Below are 13,092 nucleotides of genomic sequence, written 5' to 3'. Positions count from 1 at the left end.
TCCCGGCGGCCGGACGGAACAGCGGGAGGACAGCCCGGCAGGACGTCGGTCGGTGCCCGAGCCACGACCACCGGAACCTGAGTACCGGCATCGATGTCAGTGCCCGCTGCGACACTGGCGGTGAACCGTGGACCGGGCGGCGTGCCGGGGTTCTCCCGGTGCTCCTCGGCCGCCCGGCGGTGACCTCGATCGAGGGAGTGATGGCTATGGCAGGCGCGAACGGCCGACGTGCGGGCATCAGCCCGACGCTGCTGTACACGGACGCGAAGGCGGCGGTCCGGCAGCTGACTCAGGCCTTCGGGTTCACGGAACTGATGGTGCTCGAGGCGGAGGACGGCTCGGTGACGCACGCCGAGCTGGCGCAGGGCGACGGCGTGGTGATGCTCGGCTCCAAGGGCCGCGGCGGGGTCTTCGACACGGCGATGAAGGACGCGGGCACCGCCGGGGTGTACGTCGTGGTGGACGACGTCGACGCACACCACCGGCGGGCCGTGGAGCACGGCGCGGAGATCCTGATGCCCCCGACGGACCAGGACTACGGATCGCGGGACTACATGGCCCGAGACGTCGAGGGCAACGTCTGGAGCTTCGGGACGTACGTCCCCGGGACGACGTCCGCCTGACTCACCCTCCCGTGTGCACCTGGAAGGCCGCGCGCCGCACGGCCTTGGCCAGCGCCGGGTCCGGGTGGGCCGCGGCGAGCGCGACCAGGACCTGCACGGTCCGGGGGTGGCCGACGGCGCGCACCTCGTTCAGCAGCGCGGGGACGGTCGGCTGGAGCGCGGACTCCAGATGGCGCACCAGCATCGGCGCCTCGCCGTGGTCGGCGACGGCCGCGGCGGTGTCGACCCACAGCCAGGTGGCCTCCTCGCGGGTGAGCGCCTCGTGCGCGTCCTCGGGGTCGACTCCGTCGTGCTCGGCGAGCCACAGCAGGGCGTAGGGCCTCAGGGTGGGCTCGCCGAGGGCGGCGTGCACGTCGGGCTCGGCGGGGGCCCCGACCACGCGGAGCGCCTCGAAGGCGAGGCCCCGCAGCAGGGCGTCCTCACCGCGGGCGGCGTCCAGGAGCTCGGTGACCGCGCTGCCGACGGGGCGGGCGGCGAGCCAGGCGCGGTACTCGGCCCGGGCAGCATTGGGGCGCAGTTGGGCACAGCCGCGGAGCATGTCCTCGGCCGACTGCTCGATGTTGCCCGCGGGGCTCTGCGCGGCGACGCAGATCTGCTCCAGCTTGACCCAGACCGCCCAGCTGCCCAGCGGCGTGAGCGTGGCCTGCCCGTCGCCGTAGGTCAGGGCACCCACGGAGGCGAGCGCGCCCAGCGCCCAGTCCAGCAGCGGCGCCAGCGCGGCACCGGCCGCGGGCTCCGCCGCGTCCGCGACGTCGGCGGGGGCGGGAAAAGAGGCGGTCGGGGGGACCGTCGGCGCGGCCTCGGGGGCGGGCTCCCGGTCCGCCGCGCCGGGCGCGGGTCCCCCGGGGGCCGCTACGGCGAGGGCGGCGGGCGCCGCCGGGCCTGGCTGGGGGTCGTAGAGGACCTCGCAGCGCTCGGTGCGCAGTTCGGTGACCCGCTGACGCAGGAGGTCCAGGAGCTGCTCGACGGGAACGGGACCGGCGGACAGCTGGAGGAAGGAGAGCACCTGCGGCATCGCCGAGACGACCTCGGCGACGCCGGCGGGCTCGTGCTCGGCCGGTTCGGGGTGGGCGAGCGACCAGGCGTCGAAGAGGGCGACCCAGCCGCGCAGCACGGCGCTGTCGTCGCGGTCCCAGGCACGCAGCCGCCAACCGGGGCGGGCACTGTCGCCGTGCACCTCGACGAGGCCGGCCAGGCGGGCGGTGTCCCAGTCGGCGCGGACCTGAGCCGTGGTCAGACCGAGTTGCTCGGCGGCCCGTTCTGCGGTCGCCTCGGAGAGGGTGGCCTTGCCGTCGGCGGTGGCGCCGTTCCGGCCGGGGCCGAGGGCGGCGTCGGCCCAGCGGGCGACGCGCACCGCGCCGGCCAGTCCGGAGCGTGCCATTCCGGCCAGCTCCGCGGGAGCCGGCGTGCCCTCGGGCGGCCGGGGCGCTCGGCGGCGCGGGTGCCGCTGATTCACGGCTCTGGGGACGGCGGCCAGGGGTCGCGGGCGGACGAGTCGAAGCCTGGAGTCGCGCGGGATACGGGACGTCACGGGTGCAGTCTTCCGGTTGACGGTCCGAAAACCCAAACGGAACGTCACGAGGGGGCGACGGGGATGGCCGACGGAAGCGGCCGGGGGTCCGGAAGGCGGGAATCGGCCAGCGGTCCGGGCTGGACCGGAGCCGGGAGGGAGGCCGGGCGGGATCGTAAGCGGAATGAGGTTGACCGGCTCGGATCAGGGGGCGGCCGCGGGTCCCGGACGGACGTCACGGGGGCGTCACATCAACGGGGTCAGGAAGCGGCGCAGGCCCTCCTCGTAGCCGGCCGGATCCTCGTTCCACATGGCGGAGTGCGAGGCGTGCGGGACGACGCGCAGGGTGACGAGGTCGGGACGGCGGGCCGCGAGCCGGCGGGAGTAGCCCCAGGGGGCCACGGTGTCGCCGGGGCCGTGGACGATCAGGGTCGGCACGGAGAGCCGGCCGGGGTCGGCGGCCTCGTCGGTGCGGTCGGCGTGCAGTCCGGTGCGGCCCTGGGCGGCGCGGACCGCGAGCGGGAGCAGCGGGCCGGGGGTGTGCCGGGCCGCGGCCAGGGCACGCAGCGTCGCCTCCCAGCTGAGCACCGGGGAGTCCAGCACCAGCCCGGAGATCCTGTTCCGCAGGCCGGAGTGCGCGGCGGCGCGCAATGCCATGGTGGCACCGGTGGACCAGCCGAGCAGGACCACGCGGCGGGCGTCCTGGCTCTCGGCGTGGCGGATCGCCGCGTCCAGGTCGCGCCACTCGCTGTCACCGAGGTGGTTCAGGCCGTCCGGGGAGCGGGGCGCGCCGAGGTCGCCGCGGTAGGCGAGGGCGAGTACCGGGAGGCGCAGGCGGTGCAGGAAGGCCATGAGGTTCATGGCCTGTTCCCGCGTGGTGCCCAGGCCGTGCACGGCGATGACCCAGGTGTCCCGGGCGCCCGGGACGAACCAGGCGGGCAGCGGGCCGAGTTCGCCGGGGATCTCGACGTCGGCGTGGTGCAGGCCCAGGGCGGCCCGCGGGTCGCCGATGTGCAGGGTGGGGGTGAGCCGCACCCGGTCGCCGGGGGCGAGGGTGCCGTGGGTCACGCGGTCGAGGCGGCGCACCACGGTGTCCGCGGGGTGATCGGCGTCCGTGAGCACCCGGCCGACGATCGCGTGGGCGTGGTCGGCGGTGAGTCCGTAGGTGCCGGGCCGCAGGGAGGCCAGGTCCCGGGTGAGCGTGATCCGGTCGGCGCCCGCGGCGTGCACGGTCAGCCGTGGCTCGGTGGGCAGCGGCCGTCCGGGCGACGCCCTGAGGGCGGCGTCGCTGGCGAGCCGGCCGGCGGCCACGGCGGCGGCCCCGGCACCCATCACGGCGGTGACGGCAGCGGCGGCCGTCGCTGTGGCAGTGCGCACGGATCCAGTGTCGTGGCCCGTCCGGCCTCCGGCCAGTGGAGAGGCGGCCCCGGGTGACGCCCCCTCACCCGCGCTGCCCGTACCCCCGCAGTTTCTCGGCCGTCGCCGCGAGGTCCTCCGGCGTCAGCAGGTGGGGCGTGCGGCCGGGGACCGAGGAGGCCGTCAGCCACAGCCGGCACATCCACTCCAGCTGGGCCGTGCGGTCGTAGGCCTGGTCGAGTGTGGCCCCGTGGGCGACCGTGCCGTGGTTCTGGAGGAGGCAGGCGGTGCGGTCGGCGAGGGCGTGCAGCGTGCCGTCGGCCAGCTCCTGGGTGCCGTAGGTGGCGTAGGGCGCGACCCGGACGGGACCGCCGAGGGCGGCGGCCATGTAGTGCACGAGCGGCAGTTCCGGCACGAGCAGGGAGACGGCGGTCGCGTGCACGGCGTGGGTGTGCACGACGGCGCGGGCGTCGGTGCGGCGGTGGAGGGCGAGGTGCAGGGGCAGCTCGCTGGTCGGGGTGAGCGTGCCGCGCACCTGACGGCCGTCGAGGTCGACCCCGGTGAGGTCGCCCGGGGTGAGCCGGTCGTAGGGCACACCCGAGGGCGTGACCAGCACCACGTCGCCGACGCGCACGGAGACGTTGCCGGAGGTGCCGACGACCAGCCCGTCGGAGACGGTGCGGCGCGCGGTGGCGACGAGCGCCTCCCAGGCGCGCGCCTCCGCCTCGCACGCGCCCGCTGCGGCGTCCTGCGCGCCCTGCCCGTCCCTCTGCTCCTCGGCCATGCCGCGATCCTGCCAGCCCGGTCCGCCGCGCGTCGCCGGACCGGGGCGTCCGGCTCGGGTGGCTCCCGCCACCGGCCGCCGGGGGACGCCCTGCGGGGTGGGCCGGGTCCGGCCGCACGCCGCACACCGACGCAGCCTCCCGGCGCACCCCGGCGCATATGCCGGAGTGCGCCGTGGGGACGAGGCGCCGGGGCAGGACGACGGGGCGCCGGGCGGGGTGACGGGGACGCGGGGCGGGGTGACCAGGATCTCTTCGAGGCCTCCGGCGACGCGCCGCGCGGGCCCGCCCGCGACCCTCGGCCGTGCGGCGCCTGGAACGCCGCTCCGGAACGGAGCCTCCACCCCCTCTTGGAGACACCGCGAATCCGGCCCCAGTTCACCTTCCGTTCACCCGGGTTACCTACGTTCGTCCAGCCAATGACTTCGAACGATTGCCTGGGTAAATGGAAAGCTTCTCGCTGATCCTCGCGATAGTGGTCGTCACCGCTCTCGCGTTCGATTTCACGAACGGTTTCCACGACACCGCCAACGCGATGGCCACGACCATCTCCACCGGTGCTCTCAAGCCCAAGGTCGCGGTGGCCATGTCCGCCGTACTGAACCTTGTCGGCGCTTTTCTCTCCGTCGAGGTCGCCAACACGATCTCCAAGGGTCTCGTCGACGAGACCGGCATCCGTCCCGAGGTCATCTTCGCCGCCCTGGTCGGCGCGATCCTCTGGAACCTGCTGACCTGGCTGGTGGGCCTGCCCTCCAGTTCCTCGCACGCCCTGATGGGCGGCCTCATCGGCGCCACCGTCGCCTCGGCCGGCTTCGGCGCCGTCCACAACGGTGTGCTCGTCACCAAGGTGCTCCTGCCGGCCGTCGCCGCGCCGATCGTGGCCGGCCTCGCTGCACTGTTCGCGACCCGCTTGTCGTACACCGTCGGCAAGAAGGCCGAGGGCAAGGCGGCCGAGAAGGGCTACCGCGCCGGCCAGATCGCCTCCGCCGGCCTGGTCTCCCTGGCGCACGGCACCAACGACGCGCAGAAGACGATGGGCATCATCACCCTCGCTCTGGTCGCCGGCGGCTCCATCGCGCCCGACTCCGACCCTCCCACCTGGGTGATCCTCTCCGCCGGCCTGGCCATCGCGCTCGGCACCTACATCGGCGGCTGGCGCATCATCCGCACCATGGGCAAGGGCCTCACCGAACTGGCGCCGCAGCAGGGCTTCGCCGCCCAGACCAGCGCGGCCACGGCCATCCTGGCCTCCTCCCACCTGGGCTTCTCGCTGTCCACCACGCACGTCGTCTCCGGCTCGGTGATGGGTGCGGGCCTGGGCCGCAAGGGCGGTGTGGTGCGCTGGTCGACCGCGACCCGCATGATCGTGGCCTGGGCGCTGACCCTTCCGGCCGCCGCCCTGGTCGGCGCGCTCGCCGAGAAGGTCACCGGTCTGGGTGACTGGGGCACCGCCGTGGTCGCCGTGTTCCTCGTCAGCTCCAGCGCCGCGATCTGGAAGCTCTCGCGCCGCGAGGTCGTCAACCACAGCAACGTCAACGACGCCGAGGAGCCGGCCGGCGTGGTGACCACCGCCATCGCCGCCGTGACCCCGCCCCCGGCGTCCGTGCCGGTGACCGAGGACCTGTCGGCCACCGTCCCCGCCCCCACGACCGCAGAGTCCGCCCCGGCGGCTCCGCCGGCCGCGGTCTGAGCCGCGCCCACCCAGGCACTCCACCACTCAAGGAAGCAACAGCATGAAGATCGACTGGGCGGCACTCGGTTCCGTCTTCGGCGTCAGCCTCGTGGTGACCGTGGCCCTCGTGGGCGTGTTCACCCTCGGCGTCGTGGGCCTCTCCCTCCGCGAACGGGCCACGGCCCGGGGCGGTTCGGCGGCCCTCGCGGCCACCGGCGCGTACGTGTGCTTCGCGGCGTGCGCGGCGGCCGTGGCGTACGGCATCCATCTGATCGTGGCCTGACCGGCCGGGCCGCTCCGCCCGGCCTCCCGTCCGGCCTCTCCGTCCGCCCTGTCGGGCCCGCCCCACCCGCGGGCCGGGCAGGGCGGACGTCGTCGTCCGCCCCCACGGCCCACGTCCCCACGCTCCCCGCGCCCGGCCGGTGCGAACCCGGCCCGGCACGGGGACCGTCGGCGCGGATGCGGTGTCCGAAGTGCTCCGACAGCCCGACGGCCCCGGAAGCCCGCGCCCCGGCACGCACCGCCCGCCGACGGGAATGTGCCGTGCGACGGGCAGGCACACCGGAGCACCCCGCCCGTCGCCCCTTTCACCACCCGCCGCCGGGCGCGCCCTGCCCGGCGCGCCCACCGCCGCCCGCCCCGCCCGGGCGGCCACCCGGCGTGCCGGGCACGTGCCACCGCGCGCGGGGCGCTCGCCACGCCGGGGTGTGGGCTTCTGCACACTCCCCCCGCGCAGGTCAACGGCAAGTTGACGGCCCTTCGGAGGCCGTGGTGGACTTCCGGAGCCATGTACGGCGGCAGGAGAGGAAGCCGGTGCGAATCCGGCGCGGTCCCGCCACTGTCACCGGGGTGCGAACCCCGGGAGCCAGGAACTCTCACCGCCGGTCTCGTCGAACCAGGGCGCGGACACCCTGAGTGAGGACACATATCGCCATGCTCGGCTGCCGATCGAGGTCCAGTACCAGGCTCACCCCTGCCCCGTGCCCCGCGGCCGGCTGAGCCCATGCGTGCCGAACGCGTCTTCGCGTACGGCGCCGCCGCCGGCCTTCTCGGCGACCTGATTCTCGGCGACCCGCGCCGCGGGCACCCCGTCGCCGCGTTCGGGCGTGGCGCGGCTGCCGTCGAACGCGCCCTGTACCGCGACCACCGCGGCCGGGGAGTACTGCACACCGCCGTGTGCGCCGGGGGCGCCGTCGCGCTGGGTGCCGTCGCCGCGCGCGCCGTGCGCCGCTCCCCCGCCGCCTCCGTCGCACTGACCGCGGTCGCCACCTGGTCCGTCGTCGGCGGCACGTCCCTGGCCCGCGAGGCACGGGCCGTCGGGGCGGCCCTCGCGAGCGGGGACGTCGAGGCGGCCCGCCGGCGGCTGCCCCACCTGTGCGGCCGGGACCCGCAGGCCCTGGACGCCGACGGGATCGCCCGCGCGGTCGTGGAGTCCGTGGCCGAGAACACCTCCGACGCCGTGGTGGGCGCGCTGGTGTGGGGCGCCGCCGCCGGAGTGCCGGGGCTGCTCGGGTTCCGGGCCGTCAACACCCTTGACGCCATGGTGGGCCACCGCTCCCCCCGCTACCGCCGCTACGGCTGGGCCTCCGCCCGGCTCGACGACGTCGCCGGGTGGCCGGGCGCCCGGCTGACCGCCGCACTCGCCGCGCTGGCCGGTCCCGATCCTCGGGGTGCCGTCCGGGCCTGGCGCACCGACGCCTTGGGGCACCCGAGCCCCAACGCCGGTCCCGTGGAGGCCTCCTTCGCCGGCGCACTCGGCGTGCGGCTCGGCGGGACGCTGTCGTACGGGGGGCGCGTGGAGCACCGGCCCGTCCTGAACGCGCCGGGACGCGCCGTCCGCCTGAACGACATCGACCGTGCCGTACGCCTCTCCCGGCGGATCGGCTGGCTCGCGCTCGGCGCCGGCGCCGCCGCGCGCCTCATCGTGAAGGGACACAGCTCATGAACGGCGGTCTCCTCGTCGCCGGTACCACCTCCGACGCCGGCAAGAGCGTCGTCACCGCCGGGATCTGCCGCTGGCTGGTGCGGCAGGGCGTCAAGGTCGCGCCGTTCAAGGCGCAGAACATGTCCCTCAACTCCTTCGTGACGCACGAAGGGGCCGAGATCGGCCGGGCGCAGGCCATGCAGGCGCAGGCATGCCGGGTCGAGCCGACCGCGCTGATGAACCCCGTGCTGCTCAAGCCGGGCGGGGAACAGAGCAGCCAGGTCGTGCTGCTGGGCCGGCCCGTGGGCGAGCTGAGCGCCCGCGGCTACCACGGGGGGCGGCAGCAGAAGCTGCTGGGAACGGTGCTGGAGTGCCTGACCGAGTTGCGGGGCACGTATGACGCGGTGATCTGTGAGGGGGCCGGTTCGCCCGCCGAGATCAATCTGCGGCGGACCGACATCGTCAACATGGGCGTCGCCCGCGCGGCCCGGCTGCCCGTCCTCGTGGTCGGGGACATCGACCGCGGCGGCGTCTTCGCGTCCTTCTTCGGCACCGTCGCGCTGCTGTCACCCGAGGACCAGGAGCTGGTCGCGGGCTTCCTCGTCAACAAGTTCCGCGGCGACGTGTCCTTGCTGGAGCCCGGGCTGGACATGCTCCGCGGCCTCACCGGCCGGGGCACGTACGGCGTGCTGCCGTTCCGGCACGGCCTCGGCATCGACGAGGAGGACGGGCTGAGGGTGTCGCTGCGCGGCACGGTCCGCGAGTCGCGGGTCTCCGCGCCCGTCGGCGAGGACGTGCTGCGCGTCGCCGTCTGCGCGATCCCCCTGATGTCGAACTTCACGGATGTCGACGCGCTCGCCGCCGAACCGGGCGTGGTGGTGCGATTCGTGGACCGGCCCGAGGAACTGGCGGACGCGGACCTGGTGGTGGTGCCCGGGACCCGCGGGACCGTCCGCGCGCTGGACTGGCTGCACGAGCGCGGCCTCGCGGCGGCGATCCGGCGCAGGGCCGCCGAGCACCGCCCCCTCCTGGGCATCTGCGGCGGCTTCCAGATCCTCGCCGAACACATCGAGGACGACGTGGAGAGCCGGCGAGGCCGGGTCGAAGGGCTCGGGATCCTGCCCGTGCGGGTCGAGTTCGCGCCGGGCAAGACCCTCGCCCGGCCCGTCGGCGAGGCCCTCGGCGAGCAGGTCGCCGGGTACGAGATCCACCACGGGGTGGCCGAGGTGCACAGCGGGACGCCCTTCCTGGACGGCTGCCGGGTCGGCCAGACCTGGGGCACCCACTGGCACGGCTCGCTGGAGTCGGACGGGTTCCGGCGCGCCTTCCTGCGCGAGGTCGCCGCGGCCGCCGGCCGCCGGTTCGTGCCGGCACCGGGCACCTCCTTCGCCGCGCTGCGCGAGGAGCAGCTCGACCGGCTCGGCGACCTGATCGAACAGCACGCGGACACGGACGCGCTGTGGCGGCTCATCGAGTCGGGCGCGCCGCAAGGACTGCCTTTCATTCCACCGGGAGCGCCCGCATGAGCACAGTGTTGTTGTTGTCGACCGCCGACACGGACCTGCTGGCGGCTCGCGCCTCGGGTGCGCCGTACCGGATCGGCAATCCCACGCGCGTGGACGTCGCGGAGGAACTCCCCGCGCTGGTCGACGGCGCAGGCATCGCCGTCGTACGGCTGCTGGGCGGCAAGCGGGCCTGGGAGGACGGGCTGGCCGCGTTGAAGGCCTCCGGCGTCCCGACCGTGCTGCTCGGCGGCGAGGCCGTGCCGGACGCGGAGCTGATGGCCGAGTCGAGCGTGCCCGCCGGTGTGGTCGCGGAGGCGCTGAAGTACCTCGTCGAGGGCGGTCCGGCGAACCTGACCGAGCTGGCCCGTTTCCTGTCCGACACCGTGCTGCTGACCGGCGAGGGCTTCGCCGCGCCCCGGCGGATGCCGGAATACGGGGTGCACGGCGACCGCCCCCTGCGGGAGGGCCGGCCCACCGTCGGCGTGCTCTTCTACCGGGCGCACGAGCTGAGCGGCAACACCGCCTTCGTCGACACCCTGTGCGACGCGATCGAGGCGCAGGGTGCCAACGTCCTTCCCGTGTACTGCGGTTCGCTGCGCGGCGCGGACGCCGGGCTGTACGAGATCCTCGGCCGGGCGGACGCTCTGGTCGCCACGGTCCTGGCGGCCGGCGGCACACACGCCTCGCAGGCCTCGGCAGGAGGCGACGAGGAGGCCTGGGACATCGGGGCGCTGGCCGACCTCGACGTGCCGGTGCTGCAGGGCCTGTGCCTCACGTCCTCGCGGGCCGCCTGGGACGCCTCGGACGCCGCCCTGTCCCCGATGGACGCGGCGATGCAGGTCGCGATCCCCGAGTTCGACGGGCGCCTGATCACCGTGCCGTTCTCCTTCAAGGAGCAGGGCCCGGACGACGTACCGGTCTACCGGGCCGACCCCGGGCGCGCCGCACGGGTCGCCGGGATCGCCGTGCGCCACGCCCGGCTGCGGCACAAGCCGAACGCGCAGAAGCGCGTCGCGCTCGTCTTCACCGCCTACCCGACGAAGCACTCGCGCGTCGGAAACGCCGTCGGCCTCGACACGCCCGCCTCGGCGGTACGCGTGCTGGACGCGCTGCGGGACGCCGGGTACCTCGTCGAAGGGCACCCCGACAACGGGGACGAACTGATCCACCGGCTCATCGGGGCCGGCGGCCACGACGTGGAGTGGCTGACCGAGGAACAGCTGGCCGCCGCGCCCGCGCGGGTGCCGCTCGCCGACTACCGGGCCTGGTTCGGCACGCTCGACCCCGAGCTGCGCGAGGCGATGGTGGAGGCGTGGGGCGAGCCGCCGGGCAGCCTGTACGTGGACGGCGACGACATCGTGCTCGCCTCGCTGCGCTTCGGGAACGTCGTGGTCATGATCCAGCCGCCGCGCGGCTTCGGGGAGAACCCGATCGCGATCTACCACGACCCGGACATGCCGCCGTCGCACCACTACATGGCCGCCTACCGGTGGCTGGAGAACTCCTTCGGCGCCGACGCGGTCGTCCACATGGGCAAGCACGGCACGATGGAGTGGCTGCCGGGCAAGGGCCTCGGCCTGAGCGGGGGGTGCGCTCCGGACGCGGTCCTCGGAGACCTGCCGCTGGTCTATCCGTTCATCGTCAACGACCCCGGTGAGGGCACGCAGGCCAAGCGGCGCGGGCACGCGACGGTCGTGGACCATCTGGTGCCTCCGATGGCGCGCGCCGACACCTACGGGGACCTGGCGAAGCTGGAGCAGTTGCTGGACGAGTACGCGCTCGTCAGCGACCTGGATCCGGGGAAGGCGCCGGCGGTCCGCAGCCAGATCTGGACCCTGGTGCGGGCTGCCGAACTCCACCACGACCTGCATGTCGACGAGCAGCCGGACGACGACGCGTTCGACGAGTTCGTCATGCACATCGACGGCTATCTGTGCGAGATCAAGGACGTGCAGATCCGGGACGGACTGCACGTCCTGGGCGGCGGGCCGGTCGGCGGGCCCCGCGTGAACCTGGTACTGGCCGTGCTGCGGGCCTCCCAGGTGTGGGGCGGGCAGGCTGACGCCCTGCCGGGGCTGCGGGCGGCCCTCGCCGCTCACTTCGGACTGGTCGAGAAGGAGTTGCTGGCCGAACCGGGGGCTCCGGTGAAGGTGCCGGTGGAGCTCACGGACCTGGTCGCGGGTCCCTCGCGCACGGCCTCCGACGCCGTCGACCTGCTGGAGCAGCTGTGCCGGCGGATCGCGGAGGGGATGGAGGAGCGCGCCTGGGCGGTGGCGGAGGCGGCGCCGCTGGTGCGCGAGGTGCTCGGGGTCGAACTCCCCGACGCCGTGGCCGTGCTGGAGTTCGCGTGCACCGAGGTCGTGCCCCGGCTGGCCCGGACCAGCGACGAGATCGGGCACATCCTGCGGGCGCTGCGCGGGGGTTACGTCCCGGCCGGGCCCTCGGGTTCGCCGACCCGCGGGCTCGTCAACGTCCTGCCGACCGGGCGGAACTTCTACTCCGTCGACCCCAAGGCGATCCCGTCGCGTCTGAGCTGGGAGGTCGGGCAGTCGCTCGCCGACTCGCTGGTGCAGCGGTACCTGCAGGACACGGGCGAGTATCCGCAGTCGGTCGGGCTGACGGTGTGGGGGACGTCGGCCATGCGGACACAGGGCGACGACATCGCCGAGATCCTGGCGCTGCTGGGGTGCCGGCCGGTGTGGGACGACGCGTCGCGGCGGGTGACCGGGTTCGAGGTGATCCCCCCGGAGGAGCTGGGGCGGCCCCGCATCGACGTGACCGTGCGGATCTCCGGGTTCTTCCGGGACGCGTTCCCGCACGTGGTCGGTCTGCTCGACGACGCGGTGCGGGCGGTGGCCGAACTGGACGAGCCGGCCGACGCGAACTTCGTGAAGGCCCACGCCGACGAGGACACCGCCGAGCACGGCGACCGGCGCCGGGCGACGGCCCGGATCTTCGGCTCCAAGCCGGGTGCCTACGGCGCGGGTCTGCTGCCGCTGATCGACGCCCGCAACTGGCGGTCGGACGCCGACCTCGCGGAGGTGTACGCCGTCTGGGGCGGCTACGCCTACGGCCGCGGGCTGGACGGACGGGCGGCGCGGGGCGACATGGAGACGGCGTTCCGGCGGATCGCGGTGGCGGCGAAGAACGTCGACACCAGGGAGCACGACATCGCCGATGCGGACGACTACTTCCAGTACCACGGCGGCATGGTCGCGATGGTGCGGCATCTGACCGGAGCCAACCCCGAGGCGTACGTGGGGGATTCGGCGGTGCCCGACCAGGTGCGGACGCGGACGCTGGGCGAGGAGACGCACCGGGTGTTCCGGGCCCGGGTCGTCAATCCGCGCTGGATGGAGGCCATGCGGCGGCACGGCTACAAGGGTGCCTTCGAGATGGCGGCCACCGTGGACTACCTGTTCGGGTACGACGCGACGGCCGGCGTGGTCGACGACTGGATGTACGAGAAGCTGAGCGCGGAGTACGTCTTCTCGCCCGAGAACCAGGACTTCATGCGGAAGTCCAACCCGTGGGCGCTGCGGGGGATCACCGAGCGCCTGCTGGAAGCGGCGGACCGCGGCCTGTGGGCTGAGCCGGATCAGGAGACCCTGGACCGGCTCCGGGCGACCTACCTCGAACTCGAGGGAGACCTGGAGGGGGACGGATGATCCGCCTCCTGACCTTCGCGGCGCCGGGCCCCGGGCTGCCGCCCGGGCATGA

The 13,092-nt window shown here is 74.5% G+C and carries 9 protein-coding genes and 1 riboswitch; of the genes, 6 read left to right on the top strand and 3 right to left on the bottom strand.

Annotated features, from left to right (window positions below; all coding sequences use genetic code 11):
• The first annotated feature begins 206 nt into the window (after positions 1–206).
• Entirely contained in the window at positions 207–623 is a 417-nt protein-coding gene (locus JS756_RS08335) for a VOC family protein (protein ID WP_205382358.1), read from the top strand.
• A 1-nt stretch (position 624) separates the two neighbouring features.
• Here JS756_RS08335 and JS756_RS08330 read toward each other — a convergent pair whose 3' ends face one another.
• The 3 genes from JS756_RS08330 to JS756_RS08320 form a co-directional block, all read right to left on the bottom strand.
• Positions 625–2,154, bottom strand: coding sequence for a hypothetical protein (locus tag JS756_RS08330; protein ID WP_205382357.1), 1,530 nt, complete (start codon positions 2,152–2,154; stop codon positions 625–627).
• Positions 2,155–2,379: 225 nt separating this feature from the next.
• Entirely contained in the window at positions 2,380–3,510 is a 1,131-nt protein-coding gene (locus JS756_RS08325) for an alpha/beta hydrolase (RefSeq protein ID WP_205382356.1), read from the bottom strand.
• A 64-nt stretch (positions 3,511–3,574) separates the two neighbouring features.
• Positions 3,575–4,273 carry a class II aldolase/adducin family protein gene (locus JS756_RS08320; protein WP_205382355.1) on the bottom strand — a complete coding sequence of 233 codons (699 nt, stop codon included), beginning with the start codon at positions 4,271–4,273 and terminating at the stop codon, positions 3,575–3,577.
• A gap of 443 nt (positions 4,274–4,716) precedes the next feature.
• Here JS756_RS08320 and JS756_RS08315 point away from each other — a divergent pair, with 443 nt between their 5' ends.
• The 5 genes from JS756_RS08315 to cobN all read left to right on the top strand — a co-directional run bounded on the left by JS756_RS08315 (position 4,717) and on the right by cobN (position 13,040).
• Positions 4,717–5,961: an inorganic phosphate transporter gene (locus JS756_RS08315; protein WP_205382354.1), complete on the top strand. Its 1,245-nt coding sequence runs from the start codon at positions 4,717–4,719 to the stop codon at positions 5,959–5,961.
• 43 nt (positions 5,962–6,004) lie between these two features.
• Positions 6,005–6,226 (top strand): hypothetical protein, encoded by a 222-nt coding sequence (locus JS756_RS08310; RefSeq protein ID WP_205382353.1) that lies wholly within the window; start codon positions 6,005–6,007, stop codon positions 6,224–6,226.
• 472 nt (positions 6,227–6,698) lie between these two features.
• Positions 6,699–6,837: riboswitch (cobalamin riboswitch) on the top strand.
• A gap of 109 nt (positions 6,838–6,946) precedes the next feature.
• Positions 6,947–7,888, top strand: coding sequence for a cobalamin biosynthesis protein (locus tag JS756_RS08305; RefSeq protein ID WP_205382352.1), 942 nt, complete (start codon positions 6,947–6,949; stop codon positions 7,886–7,888).
• Positions 7,885–9,393, top strand: coding sequence for a cobyric acid synthase (locus JS756_RS08300; RefSeq protein WP_205382351.1), 1,509 nt, complete (start codon positions 7,885–7,887; stop codon positions 9,391–9,393). Before JS756_RS08305 ends, JS756_RS08300 begins: the two co-directional genes overlap by 4 nt.
• Positions 9,390–13,040 carry a cobaltochelatase subunit CobN gene (gene cobN, locus JS756_RS08295; protein ID WP_205382350.1) on the top strand — a complete coding sequence of 1,217 codons (3,651 nt, stop codon included), beginning with the start codon at positions 9,390–9,392 and terminating at the stop codon, positions 13,038–13,040. The genes JS756_RS08300 and cobN overlap by 4 nt, the downstream gene beginning before the upstream one ends.
• Positions 13,041–13,092: the final 52 nt, after the last annotated feature.

The organism is Streptomyces actuosus, assembly GCF_016921115.1.
Taxonomy (GTDB): domain Bacteria; phylum Actinomycetota; class Actinomycetes; order Streptomycetales; family Streptomycetaceae; genus Streptomyces; species Streptomyces actuosus_A.
The sequence above is the reverse complement of the archived record's forward strand: the minus strand, read 5'-3'. Positions and strand labels throughout refer to the sequence as shown.